This is a genomic window from Clostridioides sp. LIBA-7678, assembly GCF_056716065.1.
Map to the genome: position 1 here is coordinate 3722237 of NZ_CP196987.1, position 22197 is coordinate 3744433.

Consider the following 22197-nt stretch of genomic DNA (forward strand, 5'->3'; position numbering starts at 1 on the left):
TTTATAAAATTTACTTAATCATAAATGTCAATTAAATTATCTACCTGTACACTTACTTATCTTTGTAATATTACAATTACCACTCTCTCCACACGTAACTTTTGACATTACTGTTGTACAATATTGAAGTGATATGTTTACAGTAAAGCATGCCTCTCCACCAGTTTGACGAGACTCTGCATGTACCTTATTATTTTTATTTTCTTTTAAATCAATATCAAAATCATCAAATTTACCCATTTATATTCATCTCCTTGTATTTATATATATTCATAAAGCACTTGTTGCTTACATGATTACTATTTAAACTTTTATAATTTCTTTTGTTTTTGAATTAGTATTATTCAAACTATTAATTATTACAATACTCTTTTTAATAAACAAGTAATATATACAATTTTTTTATTAAATAAAAATGATTGACTTTATATCTTAAATAAATTTTGATAAAATATACTTCTACATTTCATGACCTTTAGTTTAAGTATTATTGCTTAATAAAACTATTTAGTTAATCACTAAAATCAGCTAATAATATAGCTGAGTTTAATTATTGCAAGGCTCAAACTCAGCTATATTTTCACTTGTAAAATATTATTTAATACTATATTTATAACAAATGCTTTATAAACTTTACTTAATCATAAATGTTAATTAAATTATCTACCTGTACACTTACTTATCTTTGTAATATTACAATTACCACTCTCTCCACATGTAACTTTTGACATTACTGTTGTACAAGCTTGAAGTGATACATTTACACTAAAACATATCTCTCCACCAGTTTTACGAGGCTCTGCATGTACCTCATTATTTCGGTTTTCTTTTAAATCAATATCAAAATCATCAAATTTACCCATTTATATTCATCTCCTTGTATTTTTATGTATTCATAAAGCACCTGTTACTTACATGATTACTGTTTAAACTTTTATAATTTCTTTTATTTTTGAACTATTATTATTCAAACTAGTAATTGTTAGAATAATTTGTTTATTAAATAACAATCAGTGATTTTTATATCTTAAATAAATTTTGATAAAATATACTGTACTACTAAAATATGTTTCTACATTTTATAAACTTTCTTTTAAGTATTATTGCTTAATAAAACTATTTAGTTAATCATTAAAATTGAATAGAAATCAACCAATGATATAGCTGAGCCTAATCGTTACAAAACTCAAACTCAGCTATATTTTTACTTGTAAAGGATTACTAATACTATATTTATAACAAATGCTTTATAAAATTTATTTAATCATAAATGTTAATTAAATTATCTACCTGTACATTTACTTATCTTTGTAATATTACAATTACCACTCTCTCCACATGTAACTTTTGACATTGCTGTTGTACAAGCTTCAAGTGATACATTTATACTAAAGCATACAGCACCAGTTAAACGAGGTTCTACATCATTACCATTTTTATTTTCTTTTAAATCAATATCAAAATCATCAAATTTACCCATTTACGTTCATCTCCTTGTATCTTTTATATATTTATAAAGCATTTGTTATTTACATGATTATTGTTTGTATTTTAATTGATTAATAATTTTATTAGTTGACAAAAAAGCTAATGATAAAATTCTTTTTTCATAATTTCTATTACCATGTAGACGGTTACAAAACATGTGTGATATTGATAAAAACACGTCTCTGAGATCATCAATATTAACAATTGATTCTTCATTGTAAATTAATTTTTTAAATTGAATTAGTTTGTTTTTCCTATGTAGATATTTTTTTAACAACTGTTCTTCTTCTATAAATCCTTCAAATTTTTCATTTATAATATTTTCAACAAAACTAGCATAATTAAAGTCGTATTTATGAAAATTTTTTCTATATTCTAAGTCATCAAATATTCTTAACATTTCATATAGTTCTCCTAGATTTTGAGTTAATATTTTTAAAATAGAAATCACTCCAAATAGATAAATTTTATCTAACTCTTCTTGATTTGAAGTATCAAAATGATTTAATAATGATATTACAAATTTACTATCAGATTCAAATAGTTCTTCAGCTTTACTAATAAGATTTAAACCTCCATACCTATTCGTTTCTCTCTCATAAACATCAAATATTACTTTATTAATCATCCCATTATTTTGTATTTGCTCTATCCAATTACTAATTATTGTTATATTATTTAAAGAATTTTCTTTGTTCTCAAATTTAAATCGCACTCTTAAATGTTCTCCTATAGTATCTGAATATCTAATGAAGAAAAATAAGTGTTTATCTAAATTAGGAATTAAATCATCTACAATAGAGTTTAATATTTCTAAATCTCTATCTCCTATACCATAGAGTTTGAAATAAATCCACCCATCTGAAAATAAATTAAAGCATCTATAATTATTTATTATTCTTTTACCTTGTCTTATTGGTTTAGTTTTTTTATAATTTTCTACCATAAATGTAAATACAAATTCTGACACATAGTTATTATTATTCTCATCAGTTACTATGCTCCCATCAATAAGATTTCTTTCAACTTCAGAAAGTTCAATTACTTTATTTTTTCTTAATGAAGATAATACTATTTCACTATATATATCCTTTTCCAAGTTTATCAATAAGCGATTATCATCATTTTTTAAATAAACAAATTTATCAATAGAAAATTTATTTATGTAGATTTTTAACTCAGAGTGAAATTTATAACGATTCTCTATTGAAAAATCATTAGAGTTTAATATCCATGTCTTAGGAAAAACTATGACCTTTCCAATTTTTATTCTTGGTATGTAAAATTTGTTAATATTTTTAAACATATATATTCTAGATAAAAAGTGATTATTATAGTTGCTTGTTATACGATATAAAATATATGCTACATCATTTATTAAGTTTGGATTTATCATATTATCTAATACAAACTTTATTTTTTTATTATCTTTGTACTTAATATAAAATAAATCATTATCATCTACACCTACCGATAAATCTGCTATACTAATATCTGAATCAATACTTTTAGAAGGAAATCCAAAGTTTATATAATGCTCATAATTTCTTGTTTTATTGAATATATTAGTAATCCGTCCATAAGAGTTTATTTCTTTTATTTCTGCTATTATATGATCATTATCAATTATTTCATTTTTTTCATCATATATATTCCTATGCTCCTCAAATAATTTTTCATCTAAAACTTCTTCAAATCTTTGAAACATAGCGCCCCCTTCGATACTCCCACTGTTAGGACCAAGAAAGTAATTATATTTGTTCATTTTATCTTGTGTTATAAAAATATTTAAATCAAATGATATAGGTAAATCAATACATGACTTAATATCATCTTTTATATCATTTTCTTCTATTACTATTTCATCATTATGATTTAGTTGATATAAGCTTAACTTTTTATCTAATAAATCATTTATTTTTTCTTCTCTTTCAGACATTATATTATTATAATCATTTTTATATCTAAATTTACTAATTGCATTAAAACCATTAGAATCAATAAATTCTATAAAAGAAATTTCTGTATTAGACCCATATTTTTCTTGGAATTCTTGTTCTAAATGTTTATTCTCATTTATATACTTCTTATCAACATATAAGTATTTAAAAATATTTACAAATTCTTCTAAATCTTTTTTTATATTAAGATTGATTGAATTATTATTAAATTTAATCCCAGTATTCAACATTAAGTATGAATTTACTTTATGTATACTTTCCATTATAGAAAAAATACTATTAATATTATTTAAATTACAATTATTATAAAGAAATATTAAATAATCCAGTTCCTTTAATTTTGATAAAATTATTTTTTTCTCTTCATTTAATTCTATTAACTCCAGTTTCGAAATTAGCTTTTTTAATGGATTTGAAGTCAATAAGTCTGTTCTTAACTCAGTTAATATGAATTCACTTTTTATAAGTTTAATGATAGTGTCATAAACAATTGATTCGTCAATTCCTTCATACATAGCCAATATAGATGAACATAGTTCATTAAAACTTTTAAAAGAGTTTAATTCTTCCTTAATCTGTTCTACTAAGTTTGAATATTTAATGTTATTTCTATTTATTTTATTTTCATTACCTAAGTTAGAGCAATAAGGGTTTTTAAATCTATTTCCATATTTATAACATAATGGATTTATTTTTAAGTCAAGTTGAATTAAGACATCTCTATCACTTTCAAATAAATTAACTATGTAGTGAAACCAAGAATTATCAACACTAATTTTTTTAACTACTAAATCCTTAGATATACTTATTAATTTATTCTTATCAGTCTCATCAGTAAATTTTGCTAATCCAACCTTACTAAGTCCTCCAAAAGGAGTCGGTCTTGATGATGATCTTACCAAATATTTCAAAAGACTTTCATTATACTTCCTTATTTTTTTTTGTTTACCTTCTTCTTTATTAATAGTATATTTTTTAAAAGAATCATATAAATTTTTACTTGATATAAGTAAATTATCTCCAAAAAAATCGTATAAATTATAATCCTGAATTAGTTTTTCTACATTTTCATTATATTTGCTATCCAATTCTGAGTATATGTTTATTGGCAAAGATGGTGTTCTCACCATGAAAACATCATGACATTTATATATATTAGCATTCTCCATAAAAAACATCTCCTTCTAATTGTATTTTATAAAGCTTTGAATACAAGTCCCCATATTTCAATAAGCATTCATGTGTTCCTTGCTCTATAATAATGCCACTATCCATGACTATTATTTCATCAACTTTCTTTACAATATTTATGAATCTGTGAGTTACTATTATCCCTATTTTATTTTCAAAAACTTCAGAGTATAAATTCGATAAGCTATTTTCAGTTAGAGGATCCAAACTAGAATTTGGCTCATCTAGCAAATATACATCTGCATCTTTAACAAAAGTTCTTGCTAATGCGACTCTATGCCATTGTCCCATTGAAATTTGTTTTCCAGAATCAAACCAATATCCCAGTTGAGTATCATACTTATCATTCTCACCCTCTAAAATCTTATTTAAATCAAACCTATTTGTTATCTTGTCTAAATTTATGTCATTATCAATTAGGTTTAAATTTCCATAGTAAATATTTTCTCTGAATGTTGCTTCAAATCTTAAAAAGTCTTGAAATAAAAATCCCATTTTTTCTCTATATGAATCCATATCTATATCTCTAAGACTAATTCCATCAATTAAAATTTCACCTTCATAATCGAAATAGTATCCCATTATTAATTTTCCCAGAGTAGTTTTTCCACTTCCATTTAAACCTACAATTGCATAAGATTTTCCTTTTTCTAAAACTAGGTTTATATCCTTTAATATATAATCTTGTTTCTCTTTATATTTGAAAAACACGTTTTTTAATTCAATCTTTTTGATAGAATCTATTTTTGTTAAATCTTTTTTTACTTGAAAATCAACTTCATCTGTCATATCTAAAAGTTCAAAAAACATATCTATATATAAACGGTTTTCTTTCAATGTTGTCATTGAATTCAAAAATTTCTTAATATTATCTTTAATATTCATTATTAATTTTGTATATGTAATAACATCACCTATTAATATAATTCTAATTATTCCATAATATATTATTATTACAAATAATATACCATCAATAATTTCTTCTAATACATTTAAAATTGACATTTTAGTTAATCTTTCTTTTGCCAATGTTAGATCTTGTTTATTAAACTTAATTTTATATGTAGTGTACTTTTTTATAAAATAAGAAAATAAATTGTTTATTTTCAATTCTTTGAAAGCATCTCCATTGGTAATTAAATAACTATAATACCATGACTTTCTATATTCATTTGTTCTATTTCTAATAATATTATATTGTTTAATATTAAGTTTGTTTATGATAAAGTATTTTATAACAGGTATAATTATAATAAAAGGCATCATCCAAATATTGAAACTCATAAATTTCAAAATATATAAAATACTAGTTGTTGATATAGTTATCAGTTCAATCATAGTACTAATCATAAGTATAATTTTATCATTAATTTCTGATTGAGCTCTATTGAACTTGTCATATACATCACTATCTTCAAAGTCTTTTAGTGATAGTTTTGATGCTTTTCTTAAAATCAAGTTTTCTAAATGCAAATTAAATTTTAATCCAAATTTGCTATTATAATAACTTAACAACATCTCTAGTATAGAGAGTACCAAATTAATAATCAAATATAAAACTACAATAGAAAAAATCTTTTCTAGATTCTTATTACCTATTTGTAATAAATTAATTATCTTTTGCATTAAATTTATAGATAATAATGGTATAATTGATAAAATTACTGAAGATATTAGACTTATAAAGATAAATTTTTTATCAGTTTCTAAAATTAAGTTCATTATTTGTTTCATTTTTAAGATTTTTAGTTTAATAATAATCACTTCCATTTAATCAATAAGTAGTAATTTACAATAACTTAAATTGTTATTAAATAAATTTAGAAAAGATAAAACTATTCCAGTTCTGCCTTCTAATAATGAAAAATCATACTTAAATCCTTCTCTAAATATGTTATTATCATCCATTAATATTTTATAATTTTTCTCAATCATTAAGTTGTTATTATTGTATAAGCTTTCTATTTTTTTTAAAATATTACTTATCTGTTTTAAATATTGACAATCACTTGTCTCATAGTAGCATTGTAAAATCTGACAAAGAACTCCTGCATATCCATGGCATAATGAAGGACTTAATAAATTATGTTCATCTATATTTATTATTGATATGTTATATAAACATTCTAAATATCTTTTTTTATTTTTTTCTGATAAATCATAATATTCTAGAGTTTTATAAAGACATCTATATATGCTAAAATTACCATAACACCAACTTGAATTCATTACAAAGTATTTTACAACTGTTTTATTTAAATATTCATCCATAGAAATTTGAGATGGCCAAAATTCTAATCCATTCTTCTTGATTTTAAAATGTTCATTATTATATAATGAATAAATTGTCTTTATAGAATCTTCTATTTCACTAACAATAAAACCTAAAGAATAAGCTTTTGATATTGCAACTAATGGAGCTATAATACCATGAGATAATCCAAAATTTAAAGACCCATTTTTAAACTTAGAATTTTCTTTTTCAAGATTAGTTAAAGAATTAAATTTTGAAATAAAATAATTAATAAATTCATTATCGTATAAAGAAAGATAAACCAAATATTTAACTATATACTTAATTTTCTTTATATCACAATCTAAAATAAAATTACAATCAAGCAAATAATATAAATTTCCTGAAATACCTGATATTAAATCATATTTATCAACACATAAATCTTGATGGTAATATTTTTTTACATTTTCATAAACTTCATTTAATAGTATGTTATTTAAAGTATTAGAAAATTTTTTCAAATTGCCAGTAACATTACTATATGAATTTACACAAAAACATGTGTATCCAAAACCTGATAGCATTCCTAAAGATTTATATATCCCATATTTTTCTAAATCTTCTTTTATGTACTTGCATAAGAAATATCCTATTTCATCAAAAATTTCTTTTTCATTTGAATTAAATAAAAAAAAACCATCTGCAATAGATAATAATATACTCTCTGCATAATTGAGATTTAAACTTTTATTAATGAACTGTTTCTTTATCTCATCGAAATATGAGTTTATAAAGTTTATAACTCTATTTTTAGATTCCAAATCAATAAATCTATATATTTTCAATAAACCCCTCCCTATTCTTAAGATTCATATAAAAAAGATTCATATAAAAATCATTTTTATGAAATAAGCTTACTATTTTTTTTTACTCATTACAATACTTTTTTATATACAAAAAAATATAATAAAAAACATATTATATCTTTTTTTTGAAAATTCAAAAAATATATTATACTCTTGTTATTTTGAGACAAAAATAATTTATACACAATTTTATTATTATTTAACAGCCTTATTATAACTAATTAAATAATTATTCAATATTTATTTTTCTTTTTTATATTTAATATTTATTTTCATCCACATAAATTTTTAACATAATTTTTTGAAATCTTTTTTTCATTTTTCAACAATATACTATTAATATTTTATTTTTTTTACAATTCATTCTATTATCATAGAATGAATTTAATTAAAAATAAAACAATTGTAATCATAAATATATAATACATAACTTGTATATACAAAAAATTTGTATAATTAGTACCTAAATTTTACTTATTCCACAAAATTTATATTCATAATTAACATAGTTCTTATGTTAAAGACAGATGTTCCTCAAATATTTTATTTAAACCATACAATCCAAATAATTTATTTCATTTTTATTCTTTTAGTTTATAAATTTATATTCACAAAATAATGATTAAATTTTTATTTTTATTTTAAATAAATATCAAAATAAAATTATATATTTTATTTTTTTATTAACTATACCAAATTTATAATTATTTCTTATTTTCTGTATTCGAAATAATAGCATTCATAATTATTAATTATTTTACTCGTTTTCATTCTAAATAACTTACTTTTTTATGCTATTTATTTAAAGTTAAAACTAGATAAGAAATTATATATTCATCTTTATTATATAATTTATAAATATTCCACTTTATAAAAGCATTTGTTATAAAATTTAATGTGTAATATTTATAAATGTATAGATTGTTAATTTCACAATTAGAATAATTCTATTAACTTTTTCTGAATTAGAAACACCTAATACATTTATATTTCTAAACTCTATAGCATAACGATATACTTTACTAAGATAATCATAAAGATCATCATCTAAATTGGCAGATATACCTATACCTCATCCAATATTATATAATACAAAATCTCTTCTCAATAAGTTTTTAAACTTAGGATTATTTTCATTACTATCACACTTTAAAGTATCTTTATCAATATCAAAAGAATCAAAAATAATATTTGTTCATGAAAAAGGAAAGAAAAAGTCCATTGTTCAAAAATCTATCAAGTAATTAAATAATTATATTGATAGATTGAAAAAATATACTAAAGACCTTCATATAATAGATGAACGAAATAGTTATTTTAAAATAGATAATTATGTAACTTTTATGAGAATGAAAGAAGAGCATATGAAAAATAGACAACTGAAGCCAGCATATAATATACAATTTGCTGTAAATTCAGAATATATAGTTTGGGTAAGTTAAGGATATTAACTTACTGATACTACAACATTAATACCATTTTAAAAATCTATTGATGACTAAACTAAATTTAAATATCTTAAAATAATAGCTGATGCTAGATATGAAGTTTAGGAAAGCTATACATTTTTAGAGTGTAATGATCAATTATCTTTCATAAAACCTGTGAATTATGAAATTAGTAAAGCTAAAACATATAAAACTGATATTGGACATATTGATAATATGGATTATGATGAATCAAATGATTATTATATTTGTAAAAATAGTAAAAAATTATTTTCTCATAAAATAATAAATAGGAAATCAAAAACAGGCTATAAAATTGAAATAACTTGTCGCACTTGTAAAGAATTCCATGATTGTTAGTATAAAAGCAGTTTTATCAAGGAGAATAATAGCAAAATTCCTCTTGAAAACAGAACTAAGAACTTACAAATATCTAAGTTATTTCATGAAAAAGAAAACTTAAAGAGAATTATGAGCTCATAGGGGTATCAACTTAGAATGAATAGAAGTGTACAAGCAAAAGGATCTTTCGCTCAAGTAAAACAAACTATGAAATTTAGAAGATTTTTAAACCAAGGCAAAGAAAAGTTTTATCAAAATACATTATTGTGGCGTTAGCTCATAACATTGCTAAACTGCACAATAAAATAGTAAAAAATAAATGTGGAATAAATATATCTCCATCATTTAAAAAAGCATTCTAAATTTGTTAATATAATCAGAAAGAAGCTATTACAGAACAACTTTAATTTGCTAATGCGGCAGCCTCTTTCTATTGTGCATTTAATTATTATTTAGCTTAAATTATATTTAACCATTATTCAGTTTAAATTATATTAATTATTATTCAGCTTCCCTAATTCTTTCAACAATACTATCCTTAGAAGCACATTATGATAAACTATTAAAAGCACTATAGATGTTATCAAAAATACTATTAATATACTTATTATAAGTGCTCCTACTGGATAAGCATACACAGAATATCTTAATTTCATAATATTAACTCCTAAAAATGTTGCCATACTTCCAAAAGTAAGATTTACAATAGTTATTATCATCCCATAATAAAAACCTTCAAGCATTATCATTTTTTAAAGCTGTTTTCTTATCATTTCTACTGCCTCAATCATTGCAAACTCTTGTTTAGGAGACATTATATTTGTTATCATAGTATTTATAAAGTTTAGCACTCCAATCAATCCTATTATAAATATCACACTCATACCTACAATCTTTATAGCCTTTTTACTCTCTCTTGCCTCTTCTATATAGATATTTTTTGAATAAACTTTTGTATATGGATTATTGTATTTCTTATTCAAATTATTTATTTTATTTTGAACAGACTTCACATCACCATTTATATCAATTACCAGATTTTCCACATATGGCTTTATAACCATATTTTTAAAGTCATTTTCATTAATGTACATTCTCAGATTAAAATTTTGTGCGCCATCAAGAACTACCGTGACTTTAAAATCTTTATCTATATATCCTTCCCCTATAGCATCTTCTTTTAAATATCTAAACTTAATTTTATCTCCTGCTTTTATTTTACTTCCTTCATGTCCAGTAATTACTACATATCCACCTTCATCAAATTTTTTCTCATCTATAGAACTGACAGTATTTTAGGATTCTTTTGAGAATATATAATATTATTTTTTAATAGTTTACTTAATAATCTACCTGAAGATAATCCAACTGTATCTGAGGCTAAAAAACCATTATTTTCTGAAATTTCTTTTGAGCCTCTGCCCTGAAGAAATTGCTTTTTATATTCTTCATCTACTTTTTGAGTCAATATCTCATCTTTTAAATCCCCTTCATAAGCTGTATGACTTAAATCCTTGTACACCTTACTTACATTACTCACTTCATCAAGATTCTTAATATCTTTTATAATATTTTCGTCAATTGGTGCAACTCCATTATCTTCAGATTTAGCAATGTCTGCAAGTCTATGACGTATTTCTATCTCCCCTAACATCATGCCTTCAGCAGCTCTTTCTGGATTAGAACTGCTTATATACAGTCAAAAATATTATACAACTTAGTGACATAGAAACTAAAACTAAAATAGCTTTGCGTCTATTTCTAAATATATTTGAAAATGCCATCTTATGAATTTTAGAACCATGTTTCCCCCTTTTAGACTTACGTTTAATCTTATTACTTTTATCACTATATCTTACAGCATCTATAGGAAATACAGAACTTACAATCTTAGCAGTTTTTTTGCATGACAATCTGACAGTTACATATGAAAATATAACAGCAAATACAAATATAAAATACTCAAATGCAGTTTTATTTAATCCAACTATAAGCTTACCAACTAAAGGAACAAATACTATCCCTAGTAAAAATCCCAATAATAAACCTATTGGTATAGCTATTATACATAATCTATTAGCTTGTTTAATAATCAATTTTTTTAATTGATATGGGGATGTTCCTATTGTTTTTAATAATCCATAATATTTTATATCTTTAACAACTGAAATATAAAAAATATTATAAATTAATAAATATTCACTTAAAAGTATAAGTATTGCAATTAAAATTATTGGCAATACATTTTTAACAACTTCTTTGAAAGTAGTTGCTTGTTTACTTAAGTATATTGGATTTATAGTCGCTTTTCCTGAATAAGGTTGGATTTTCTCAAGTAATTTATCAAATTTAGACTGCAAATCTTTATCATTAAGAAAATTAAAAGATACACTTGTAGTAGCTACTTCATTTGTTTTTTTGTAATTATCATAGAAAGCTTCACTCGTAAATACATCATGAAGAGGTATTGCTGTAGCTGTTTTGTATTCAAAATATCCAACTAGTTTAAATTTGAACGTTTCTTTTTCATTAGTTAGTACCCCATCTTCAGTTTTTGGAATTATTAATTTTACTTCAGCACCTATTTTATGAGGTACATCTAACATATCTAATATCTTTGTAGGCATTACTATTTCATCATTATTTTTTGGTAAACTCCCTTCAATCATCTCTACATTTACAGCATTTTCAAGGCTTCTTTTATCACAAACGGTTAAATTCACTGTCTGAGTTGAAAACTCTAGATTTTTTAAACTTGCTATGTTTTTTACTATTCCAATACTACTTTTGTCTACTGTCTGCTCCTATCTTAAATCCATTTACAATATCAGATTCCATATCACATGCTGTCAAAAACAGAATACCTATTCTACAACCATTATAGTTTTCATTTTATTTCCTCCATATTTTTTATACACATTAAATCATTGAGTTTCCTATTTTATTATACTAATTTTATTTTCTAAAAAACTATTATTCTCTTAAGTTTTCATTAATTCAAAATAAAAAGAGTGTATATTTAGTAATTTTGACTAATATACATTCTTCATTTTTTATAAGTTTATAAATATTCTATTTTAGTTTGCCATAGTCTTCATCAGATACAGGCTCCAACTATTCATTGAAGGCTCCCTCTGCTGGTACTTCTACAGCTAGATGCTGAAACCAACTATCTGGTGCAGCTCCATGCCAGTGTTTTACATCTGGTGGTATATTAACTACATCACCTACATGCAATTCCTGAGCTGGTTTTCCAAACTCTTGATAATAGCCTCTACCTCCAGTTACAAGTAAAATCTGACCGCCCTTATGATGTACATGCCACGAATTTATTGTAGAAGGTGCAAATGTTACATTACCAACTGCCACACCCTTAGTAGTGAGCATATTCAGATAACATTCTCCTGTAAAATACTGCGCAAATGCTTTATTTTCTTCTCCAATAGAAAAAACTGCTCCTATACCTAAATCTTTTTCTCTACTCATTTCTCATCCCCCTATGCCTAATCTAATTTTTTTACACTCTAAGTATACAACTTGAAGTTAATTCTAAGGCAATAGTTTTTATCAGGATAATTTAACTTTTAATTTATATTTATTCATTAAATCTATTCTTTTAAATCCTCATCATCTATTATAGATTTTCTTATATTCAATAATTGGTCCACAAATTGATTAGCAGGAGAATTTAAAATATTCTTAGGAGTGTCATACTGTTGAATAACTCCATGATTTAATACCAAAGTCTTTGTACCTAAAATCAAGGCTTCATAAATATCATGTGTAATAAATATAATTGTAACTCCTGTTTTTTTATGAATTTCTTTTATCTCTTTCTGTAATTGCTTTCGTGTAATCTCATCTACTGCTCCAAAAGGTTCATCCATAAGTAAAATTTCTGGAGAAGAAGCTAGAGCTCTTGCAATACCTACACGTTGTTGTTGACCACCGGATAATTCCGATGGATAACGAACTTTCATATCATTTGGTAAGCCTACTATCCCCATCCACTTGTCTACAGCACTTTTCACTTCTGATTTATTTTTTTTATTGAGAAGATTTGGTACATATGAAATATTTTCTTCAACAGTCATATGAGGAAAAAGAACACTTCCCTGTACACAATATCCTATTTTTCTTCTTAATTTAATTAAATCCTCGTTTTTAATATCTGTTTGATTTATCAATATACTTCCTCTATCTGGCAAAATTAAACCATTAATCATTTTTAAAAGTGTTGTCTTCCCTGAGCCAGATGAACCAATAACAGTTAAAAATTCTCCTTTTTCTATATCTAAATCAAGATTATTTATTATAGATTTATCATCATATTGTTTTTCAATATTTTTAAATTGTATAATAGGTGTCATTATATTTCCTCCAATTATAAAAGACCTTTTTTATTCAAAAACTCACGTGCAACATCTCTAGGTTCTAAATTATTGTTTTCTACATCATAATTCATTTTAGCCATTTCTTTATCAGTCAAAATATTTTCAACCACTTTAAATACTTTTGATAACTCTGGATGCTCCTCTAACACTTCTGAACGAACAACATTTCCACATTGATAAGATGGATAGAAGTTTTTATCATCTTTTAAAACTACAACGTCTGAAACACTGTACTGGCCATCAGTTGTGAATATAGGCATTACATCAATTTTACCCTCATTGATAGCTTGATATTTTAATCCAATATCTAAATCAACTGTATTTTTAAAGTTTAATCCATACGTATTACACAATGGAGTATATCCGTCCTCTCTCTCATAAAAATCATACTCTGCTCCAAACGTCAATTTAGAAGATATCTCTTTTAAATCTGATATATTTTTTAAATTATATTTTTCTGCAACTTCTTTTCTAACTGCTAATGCATAACTATTAGAAAAACCATACATACCAGTCCATTGCATCTTAAGTTTATTTTTGTATTCTGATTGTAGTTTATTAAACATATCTTCAGTATATAATTCATTTTTCTTAAGTACCATATTCCAGCCTGTTCCTGTATACTCTGGATAAATATCAAATTCCCCATTTTTCATAGCTGGCTGAATATTAGACGTTCCTCCACCTACACCTTGTGTAATCTCTACTTTTAAACCTGTATTCTTTTCAATTAAAATATCCAACATCTCACCAAGGATATATTGTTCAGTCATAGGTTTTGTAGCAATATGAATAGTTTGAGTTTTTGAAGAATTAAAGAAGTATGATGTAAAGATGGCTAGCACTATAATAAGACTTCCTAGAATGGCAAAAACTTTTTTTCTATTTTTCTTTTTTCTTTTTCTTTGAAAAAATCTTTCTACTAATCCTAAAATAAAATCAAATACTAACGCTAATAAAGCGATAAGTATACTTCCAGTGATTGTCATCACTGTATTATTTGTTGTGATTCCTCTATATATGGCTACACCTAGTCCTCCTGCACCTATAAACGAGGCAATACCAGCTAATGCAATTGTCATAATGACCATGTTTCTAATACCAGACATGATAACTGGTAGAGCTAGTGGAAGCTTTATTTTATATAGTATCTGAAAGTCTGTACTTCCCATCCCTCTAGCTGCTTCAAGGATATTTTTATCTACGTTAGTGATTCCAGTATATGTATTTCTAACCATAGGTAATAGTGCATAAATAGTAAGAGCAATAACAGCAGTAGTATTCCCAATCCCAGAAAATGGTATTAGAAATCCTAACATAGAAATGGATGGAATTGTATATAGAAAATTGATAGTTCCCAATATAGGTTTAGAAGAACTATGAAATTCACTTACAATAATACCAATTATCCCACCTAAAACAATTGCGATTATTATAGAAATAATAGAAATTGTCAAATGCTCTATAGATAATTTTATAAAAAAATCACTTCTCTCAGATAATAATGTCAAGATATCATTTATCATTTATCTCACTCCTTTTTATGAGTTTTACTTAACAATATTTAAAATTTAATTTAGTAATAACCCTTATTTTAATATATCAATAAATTATTCCATAAATTACATGTTAAGATTATAATATCAAACTTGCAAGTAGGCACAAAAAAGTAACTATTGGAGAATAATTGCTCAATATTCTCCCTAAAAATAATAAAAAATGCCAGAACCGTTAAAAGCTTGATATCTAAACGGATTTCTGACACTATATTTAATTAAATTTGAATATTTCTCATATTATTTACTACTGTTAAGTTTAAGTATCATTTTATATACCCATTCTACTCATTAATATATCATTATATTAATTATATTTTATTTATTATACTATATATTTTGCTGTTAATGATACTCTATTGTTGCACAATTGTTTTGGAGTTCCTTCAAATATTACTTTTCCACCTTTTGCTCCACCTTCAAGACCTATATCAATAATCCAGTCTGCTCTTTTAATTACATCTATATTATGTTCAATTATTATAACTGTATTTCCATTATCTACAATTTCTTCAATTATACTTATAAAATTTTCAATATCTGCCATATGAAGTCCTGTTGTAGGCTCATCCAATATATATACTGAGCTTTCCTTATTTAATTCACTAGCAAGCTTTAATCTTTGACATTCTCCTCCAGATAATGTATCGAGAGTTTGCCCTAAAGTAAGGTATCCAATACCCATTTTTTCAATACATTGTAATTTTGTTTTAATCTGTCTTAAACTAAAAAATTCAATCGCATCTAATACAGACATTTCAAGAACTTCTATTATATTCTTCCCTTGAAATTTATATTCTAAAACCTCTTTTTTAAATTTTTTGCCTTCACAAATATTACAAGTGTTCTTTATACTATCCATAAAAGCAAGATTCATTTCTACTATTCCAGACCCCTTACAATTATCACAAGCCCCCTCTGAGTTTGAACTAAATAAAGAAGCCTTCACTCCATTTGTTTTTGCAAATACGCTTCTTATATTGTTCATAATGCCACTATATGTTGCTAAACTTGACCTTGAGTTTACTGATACAGGACTTTGGTCTATAAGTACAGCATTAGGATTCTGCTTTAAGAATTCATCCTTAATTAATGTGCTTTTACCTGCACCTGCTACTCCTGTAACTAAAGTCAACACGCCCTTAGGTATTTTAATAGATATATTTTTTAAGTTGTTTGTATTGCAGTTTTTAAGTTCTAAATATCCTCTATGCTCTCTTACATTTTCTTTAATAGAAAGAGATTTATTTAAGGCATTCCCTGTAACCGTTCCACTTACAAGTAGATTGTCATAACTTCCTTCATACACAATTTTTCCACCATACTTACCAGCCTTTGGCCCCACATCTACAATGTGGTCTGCAATCTTAATGACATCTGGGTCATGTTCAACAACTATAATTGTATTTCCTTTATCACGTAATTGTTTTAGAAGTTTATTTAATTTATATACATCTCTTGGATGAAGCCCTACACTCGGCTCATCAAAGATATACATTAAATCAACGAGATTACTATTCATATATTTGACCATCTTTATACGCTGAGATTCACCTCCTGATAGTGAAGATGTCTCTCTATCTAAACTTAAATATCCAAGACCTATATCTATTATACTATTTAATTTTTCTATTATTCCCTTAAGTAAAGGTTGTGCTTCTACTTTATCTATATTTTTAATAACTTCAACTAATTCCTGAACCTCCCATGACTAAAGTCACAGGGTTCCTGCTTCATAGAATTTTGCATACTAAAATATGTCTTACCAATTCTCCACAGGCTATCCCCGTAGTTCCTACGGTTCTTACATAAGTTATCTATTTTAAACTCTTATTAGTCTTAATCCTTCTTTTAGTATATTTATACTTGCATTTATATCTCTATCGTGAGTTACATTACAACAAGGACAAATCCATTCTCTTATACTTAAATTCTTCATTTCCTCGTTTTTATATCCACATTTATTGCATATTTGTGAACTTGCAAAGAATTTACCTACCTTTACAACTTGTCTACCATACCAATTAGCCTTGTATTCTAATTGACGAATAAATTCTGACCATGACACATCAGAAATTAAGTGAGATAGTTTACTATTTCTAGTCATATTCTTTACTTGTAAATCCTCTATGCAAATAATATCATTCTCTCGTATTAATTTAGTAGATAGTTTTTGTAGAAAATCCTTCCTTTGATTAGCTATATGCTCTTGAAATCTTGCAACTTTCAATCTTGCTTTATTTCTATTTAAACTACCAATTGTTTTTCTCGATAGTTTTCTTTGTAATTTAGCAAGTCTATTTAATGACTTCTTAAGATACTTAGGATTTTCTATAAAGTCTCCACAACTTGAGATACAAAATTCTTTAATTCCTAAATCTAAACCTATCTGATTATTAGTATTTTCAAATGCTTTAATATCTATATCAGTACAACATAATGATACATAATATTTTCCACTTGGTTCTTTGGATATAGTAGCATTAAGTATTCTTCCTTGAGGTATTTGTTTATCCCTTACTTTAACCATACCAAGTTTAGGTAATTTTATATATTGACTACAGTACATAATATTTCCATTTGTAAAGTTAGTTCTATATGAAAATCTATTAGTTTTTTTTGATTTAAATTTAGGAAATCCTGTATTTTCCTTAAAGAATTTTTTATATGCGTTTTCTAAATCTTTTAAGGTGTTTTGTAGTGAAAATTTGTCAGGTTCTTTAAGCCACTCTAATTCTCTTTTTAAATTGGTCAAATCAGAACTGCACTGTTTATAAGTAAAAGTTTCTTTATCGCTTTCATAAACTTCTATTTTTTTAGCAAGATATTTATTATATACAAATCTACAACATCCAAAAGTTTTGTTAATTAACTCTTGCTGTTTTTTATTTGGATACATTCTAAACTTATAAGCTTTTTCCACTACTATCACCTCACTTTACTTGTTTTTTATGATTATGTTAATACTAGATGTCTATATTTTACACACCATACTATATGGTATTTATACGTATCTGAGCTACTTCATTTTTTACTCACCCATCCTAATATTAACAAGGTCAATTTTTTTAAACAAGTATTTTAAAGGTTTTTATATTTATTTTTAAATAACATATGTAAGAACCGTAAGTCCTAACTTTTATCATTTTTGAGGTTGTCGTTCACATAGGTTCGCTACTACCTATGCAGTTCTCTTATGAACTTCTTACACTTTCATGCAAGCACAGACTATATCTTATCCTTCAGCATTATCCGTTAAGGCCTACCCACTTCCACTACCAATAGCTTGTAGTGTACTTCCCTCAAGAGGAATAGTCGTTGAAGTTTCTCCTATTCAGAGCTTACCTGCTGATTGCCCATTTTAAAGCACTTAGGGTTTAACCTTATACCATCTAACCAATTTTTTCTACTTTCGTAACTTTCACACTTAGGTTTATTTCATCCTTATGTTTTAGTTTGGTTAGCTTTAGGGGTTTCCAGCAATTCAAGTAGTATTGGATAGGTTCTATCCTATCTCTACATATAAGTTTCCCTATACACTGACTATTTTAGCTACTAACTCACGACTAAAGTCACGAGTGTGCGTAGCTATTTTTTAATCAAAGAATCCTGATTCAGAAAATATATTCCAGTGCCAAGAGCCTACTCCAAATCCTGAAAGCAATATGGCTCCTTCATTTAGCGATTTATTAGTATCAAGAATCTGACTCATATTAGGAATTAGTTTTTTTCCAAGTCCATGACAGTGTTGACACATACCCTCAATATCATTGAAAGAAAACATATTGGCATTACCTATATACTCACTACCAAACCTTGAATATAAAGTTCTTAAAAATGAATTTACATCTGTGATAGTCCCTAGAGTTGACCTTGAATTGCCACCAAGTCTACTTTGGTCTATGATAATTGGTGTTGATAGATTTTCTATACAATCAGCTTTAACTTCTCCATATCTAGGTAAAAAACTTCTTATAAAAGTACTAAACCTTTCATTTAATTGACGTTGGGATTCTTTTGCAATTGTCTCAAACACGATAGATGATTTTCCAGAACCTGATACACCTGTAAATATGGTTATTTTTCTTTTAGGTATTGTTAAAGATACATTTTTTAAATTATTCTCTTTACATCCTTTTAAAATTATAAATTCATTATTCATAACTTTCCTCCTACATTGTTTTTATCTAGATTTTTTCCAAGCAAATAATAGTAGTGATTATGTGTAAGTAAAATACTATTTTATTAGTTTTTTTTATTTTTTATAAACACAGGTCAAATTATAGCATGTAGGTTTTATATGGTAGTATAATGTAGGGTTTGATTTTTATGAAAAATACATTTATTTTATATAAGTATTATTGAATCTATTTTATATAAATATCATTACTATATAGATATTAAATTATATAGAGCTCTTAAATTCAAAATTTTATATAATTGTATTAATTGCACAAAAAAGTACCTTATCTATAATTCTAAAATCATAAATAAGATACTTTTTCACATAATTAAAACACTTCACTTTAGATATCAAATGTAACCTACTACTTCCAAGAAATTAATCTTCACTTAACACAGATGTAAGTTCAGGGTCATTTAAAAGATGTTCAAAATAGCTATGCGCTGAAATATATCCTATACCATACATTTTGCGTTTTGAATTTACAACCTTATATTCATAACATGCACTCTTGACTTTATTATAGTCGTTAAAATCCACAGCTTTATAAATAGCTCTTTCATTTCTTGGTATATACTTCACATATTTTGGCTTGATAAAATATAAGTCATCTTGTATCTTACGCTCACGCTTAAGCTTCTTTAAAACTTCTCCATTTTTTCTATGCATTATATGGTCATCATACTTGTAATGATGAGCTATATGAGTTACATTACCTTTAAATTTATGCTCAAAATCTAATATAGTCTTCTTCATCAACTCATAATGTGTTCCTTCTTTTTTATCTATATCTGCAAGTATAATCACATTTTGAGGTTTTACCCCAAGTTCTTCCAACGCAGATTTAAATTCATTGTTTCTAAGCTCCTCTTTTTGCTTTCTAGTTAAGTTTCTAAACTTAGTATTAGCCTTAAAAACGTTAACCCCAGAACCATCTGATACTAGTACAACATATACATTATTTACACCACACTGTTTTATAGCATCTACAATTGCACTTCCACCCCATAAGACTTCATCATCTTGATGTTGAGGATAAAATACTGCTGCTGACTTAAACTTCCTGCTATTACTCTTAGGAATAGGCATCTCAAGTTTTCCATCAAAATTCCTTGCAATTAAAAATATCATTAATAATATTAATATACTTATGCCTATGTGCTTTGTTTTATTTTCCATATTTAAAATTTTCTCCTTCTTATCAATTCAAATATCTGATAAACCCTTGTGGCAAATAGGTTGAAATACACAAATTATTTTACAATATTTTATAGTTTCATACAATCTTTGACACGAACTATAATAAAATAAAAAAGCCTTCTAAGCGCAATATTGCAAATATCACAGCTAGAAAGCTTCCCAATTCTTAAAATTTATTAAGCTTATTTGTAATCTAAATATGTCTATTTTGTATAAATTATACTTTAATTACTATATCGATACGACTATTTTCATAGTCTACATTTCTTTTAAAACTTCAAGTAACTCTTCTTCACTATACATATACTTCTTATTACAGAATTGACAACCAACTTCTGCTTTTTTATCTTCTTCTATTATTTCAGCTAATGATTTTTTACCAATTGCAACTAAAGCAGTTTTCACTCTTTCCTTTGAACATTCACACATAAATCCAACTTCACAAGTATCAAGTATTTTAGGCTCCAAACCATCTAAAACAATATTTAATATATCTTCTGGAGTTTTCCCTTCTTTTAATAGATTAGTTACTGAAGGTAATTTTGCTACATTTTCCTCTAATTTAGCAATCGTCTCTTCTTCTGCATCTGGCATTAATTGGACTATAAATCCTCCAGCAAACTCAACTTCTTCTTCTTTTGTAAGTACACCTAAAGCTACTACTGATGGAGTTTGTTCTGATACTGCAAAGTAATAAGTAAAGTCTTCTGCAATTTCTCCACTTACTAATGGATAAGTACCATTATATGGCTCTCTAAGACCTAAGTCTTTAATAACTTTTACAACACCTTCTGTACCTACTGCTGCTGCTACATTTAGCTTACCATTTGGATAGTCTTCCACTTCTACTTGTGGATTTCCTACATATCCTTTTACCATACCTTTAGAATCTGCTGTTGCAATAATAGTTCCAATTGGACCTCCACCCTTTATTATTACAGTCAATTTATCACTATCATTTTTCATCATTAATCCCATTATAGATGTTGCAGTTAATGTTCTTCCAAGTGCTGCTGTTGCTACTTTTGTAGTTTCATGTAATCTTCTAGCTTCTTCCACTGTGTTTTTAGTAGTTGCAACAAATGCTCTGACTTGACCATTTCCTGATGTTGCTCTTAATACATAATCTCTCATTCATATTCCTCCATATTTCGTTAATTATCTAATTTCACTATATTACTATTTTAATTTCAATCTATAAATACTTACCTATTTTAACCTTAGATAATGGTTCTTCTATATTATATTTACTCTCAATTTATAAAGCTTTATAATTATGAAAAAGTAACTGTTCATAAAACATCATCACTTTGTTTTAATATATAAACTTGT

The 22197-nt window shown here is 25.6% G+C and carries 19 protein-coding genes; 1 reads left to right on the forward strand and 18 read right to left on the reverse strand.

Features of this window, described 5'->3' with window-relative positions; all coding sequences use genetic code 11:
- Window positions 1–36: 36 nt before the first annotated feature.
- From ACTG46_RS17230 to ACTG46_RS17255, 6 genes are all read right to left on the reverse strand, one after another.
- Window positions 37–240, reverse strand: coding sequence for a hypothetical protein (locus tag ACTG46_RS17230; protein WP_479923290.1), 204 nt, complete (start codon window positions 238–240; stop codon window positions 37–39).
- 419 nt (window positions 241–659) lie between these two features.
- Window positions 660–863, reverse strand: a complete 204-nt coding sequence (locus ACTG46_RS17235; protein WP_479923291.1) for a hypothetical protein — start codon at window positions 861–863, stop codon at window positions 660–662.
- A 419-nt stretch (window positions 864–1282) separates the two neighbouring features.
- Entirely contained in the window at window positions 1283–1480 is a 198-nt protein-coding gene (locus tag ACTG46_RS17240) for a hypothetical protein (protein WP_479923292.1), read from the reverse strand.
- Window positions 1481–1537: 57 nt separating this feature from the next.
- Window positions 1538–4618: a lantibiotic dehydratase gene (locus ACTG46_RS17245; protein WP_479923293.1), complete on the reverse strand. Its 3081-nt coding sequence runs from the start codon at window positions 4616–4618 to the stop codon at window positions 1538–1540.
- Window positions 4605–6362 carry an ABC transporter ATP-binding protein gene (locus tag ACTG46_RS17250; protein WP_479923294.1) on the reverse strand — a complete coding sequence of 586 codons (1758 nt, stop codon included), beginning with the start codon at window positions 6360–6362 and terminating at the stop codon, window positions 4605–4607. Before ACTG46_RS17250 ends, ACTG46_RS17245 begins: the two co-directional genes overlap by 14 nt.
- Window positions 6363–6410: 48 nt before the next feature.
- Complete coding sequence (locus ACTG46_RS17255) at window positions 6411–7721, reverse strand: lanthionine synthetase LanC family protein (RefSeq protein WP_479923295.1); 1311 nt, start codon at window positions 7719–7721, stop codon at window positions 6411–6413.
- Between the two features lie 1286 nt (window positions 7722–9007).
- On the opposite strand from ACTG46_RS17255, the gene ACTG46_RS17260 reads away from it, so the two are divergent.
- Entirely contained in the window at window positions 9008–9184 is a 177-nt protein-coding gene (locus tag ACTG46_RS17260) for a hypothetical protein (protein WP_479923296.1), read from the forward strand.
- Window positions 9185–10026: 842 nt separating this feature from the next.
- On the opposite strand, the gene ACTG46_RS17265 is transcribed toward ACTG46_RS17260, so the two are convergent.
- From ACTG46_RS17265 to hslO, 12 genes are all read right to left on the reverse strand, one after another.
- Window positions 10027–10188, reverse strand: coding sequence for a hypothetical protein (locus ACTG46_RS17265; RefSeq protein ID WP_479923297.1), 162 nt, complete (start codon window positions 10186–10188; stop codon window positions 10027–10029).
- 96 nt (window positions 10189–10284) lie between these two features.
- Window positions 10285–10626, reverse strand: a complete 342-nt coding sequence (locus tag ACTG46_RS17270; RefSeq protein WP_479923298.1) for an ABC transporter permease family protein — start codon at window positions 10624–10626, stop codon at window positions 10285–10287.
- A gap of 182 nt (window positions 10627–10808) precedes the next feature.
- A complete protein-coding gene (locus tag ACTG46_RS17275; RefSeq protein WP_479923299.1) occupies window positions 10809–11189 on the reverse strand; it encodes a hypothetical protein in 381 nt (126 codons plus the stop codon).
- A 22-nt stretch (window positions 11190–11211) separates the two neighbouring features.
- Entirely contained in the window at window positions 11212–12255 is a 1044-nt protein-coding gene (locus ACTG46_RS17280; RefSeq protein ID WP_479923300.1) for an FtsX-like permease family protein, read from the reverse strand.
- 391 nt (window positions 12256–12646) lie between these two features.
- On the reverse strand, window positions 12647–13018 hold the full coding sequence (locus ACTG46_RS17285; RefSeq protein WP_479923301.1) for a cupin domain-containing protein: 372 nt from the start codon (window positions 13016–13018) through the stop codon (window positions 12647–12649).
- A gap of 122 nt (window positions 13019–13140) precedes the next feature.
- Complete coding sequence (locus ACTG46_RS17290; RefSeq protein WP_054270791.1) at window positions 13141–13902, reverse strand: ATP-binding cassette domain-containing protein; 762 nt, start codon at window positions 13900–13902, stop codon at window positions 13141–13143.
- A 14-nt stretch (window positions 13903–13916) separates the two neighbouring features.
- A complete protein-coding gene (locus tag ACTG46_RS17295) occupies window positions 13917–15452 on the reverse strand; it encodes an ABC transporter permease/substrate-binding protein (protein ID WP_479923302.1) in 1536 nt (511 codons plus the stop codon).
- Between the two features lie 355 nt (window positions 15453–15807).
- The gene (locus ACTG46_RS17300) at window positions 15808–17004 is read right to left on the reverse strand and encodes an ATP-binding cassette domain-containing protein (RefSeq protein WP_479923303.1); all 1197 of its coding nucleotides are present in this window, start codon (window positions 17002–17004) and stop codon (window positions 15808–15810) included.
- 300 nt (window positions 17005–17304) lie between these two features.
- Entirely contained in the window at window positions 17305–18414 is a 1110-nt protein-coding gene (gene tnpB, locus ACTG46_RS17305; RefSeq protein ID WP_479923304.1) for an IS200/IS605 family element RNA-guided endonuclease TnpB, read from the reverse strand.
- Window positions 18415–19077: 663 nt separating this feature from the next.
- The gene (locus ACTG46_RS17310) at window positions 19078–19644 is read right to left on the reverse strand and encodes a P-loop NTPase family protein (RefSeq protein WP_054277618.1); all 567 of its coding nucleotides are present in this window, start codon (window positions 19642–19644) and stop codon (window positions 19078–19080) included.
- Window positions 19645–20043: 399 nt separating this feature from the next.
- A complete protein-coding gene (locus ACTG46_RS17315) occupies window positions 20044–20844 on the reverse strand; it encodes a PIG-L family deacetylase (protein WP_054277619.1) in 801 nt (266 codons plus the stop codon).
- A gap of 279 nt (window positions 20845–21123) precedes the next feature.
- The gene (gene hslO, locus ACTG46_RS17320) at window positions 21124–21999 is read right to left on the reverse strand and encodes an Hsp33 family molecular chaperone HslO (RefSeq protein ID WP_054271671.1); all 876 of its coding nucleotides are present in this window, start codon (window positions 21997–21999) and stop codon (window positions 21124–21126) included.
- Between the last annotated feature and the right edge of the window lie 198 nt (window positions 22000–22197).

What these genes read in the sequence shown, in the direction of transcription:
- hslO (WP_054271671.1), bottom strand. Translation starts at nt 21,999, where the DNA reads ATGAGAGATTATGTATTAAGAGCAACATCAGGAAATGGTCAAGTCAGA.
- ACTG46_RS17235 (WP_479923291.1), bottom strand. Translation starts at nt 863, where the DNA reads ATGGGTAAATTTGATGATTTTGATATTGATTTAAAAGAAAACCGAAAT.
- ACTG46_RS17275 (WP_479923299.1), bottom strand. Translation starts at nt 11,189, where the DNA reads ATGATGTTAGGGGAGATAGAAATACGTCATAGACTTGCAGACATTGCT.
- ACTG46_RS17300 (WP_479923303.1), bottom strand. Translation starts at nt 17,004, where the DNA reads ATGAATAGTAATCTCGTTGATTTAATGTATATCTTTGATGAGCCGAGT.
- ACTG46_RS17250 (WP_479923294.1), bottom strand. Translation starts at nt 6,362, where the DNA reads ATGAACTTAATTTTAGAAACTGATAAAAAATTTATCTTTATAAGTCTA.
- ACTG46_RS17245 (WP_479923293.1), bottom strand. Translation starts at nt 4,618, where the DNA reads ATGGAGAATGCTAATATATATAAATGTCATGATGTTTTCATGGTGAGA.
- ACTG46_RS17265 (WP_479923297.1), bottom strand. Translation starts at nt 10,188, where the DNA reads ATGAAATTAAGATATTCTGTGTATGCTTATCCAGTAGGAGCACTTATA.
- ACTG46_RS17230 (WP_479923290.1), bottom strand. Translation starts at nt 240, where the DNA reads ATGGGTAAATTTGATGATTTTGATATTGATTTAAAAGAAAATAAAAAT.
- ACTG46_RS17310 (WP_054277618.1), bottom strand. Translation starts at nt 19,644, where the DNA reads ATGAATAATGAATTTATAATTTTAAAAGGATGTAAAGAGAATAATTTA.
- ACTG46_RS17270 (WP_479923298.1), bottom strand. Translation starts at nt 10,626, where the DNA reads ATGTACATTAATGAAAATGACTTTAAAAATATGGTTATAAAGCCATAT.
- ACTG46_RS17290 (WP_054270791.1), bottom strand. Translation starts at nt 13,902, where the DNA reads ATGACACCTATTATACAATTTAAAAATATTGAAAAACAATATGATGAT.
- ACTG46_RS17240 (WP_479923292.1), bottom strand. Translation starts at nt 1,480, where the DNA reads ATGGGTAAATTTGATGATTTTGATATTGATTTAAAAGAAAATAAAAAT.
- ACTG46_RS17285 (WP_479923301.1), bottom strand. Translation starts at nt 13,018, where the DNA reads ATGAGTAGAGAAAAAGATTTAGGTATAGGAGCAGTTTTTTCTATTGGA.
- ACTG46_RS17295 (WP_479923302.1), bottom strand. Translation starts at nt 15,452, where the DNA reads ATGATAAATGATATCTTGACATTATTATCTGAGAGAAGTGATTTTTTT.
- ACTG46_RS17315 (WP_054277619.1), bottom strand. Translation starts at nt 20,844, where the DNA reads ATGGAAAATAAAACAAAGCACATAGGCATAAGTATATTAATATTATTA.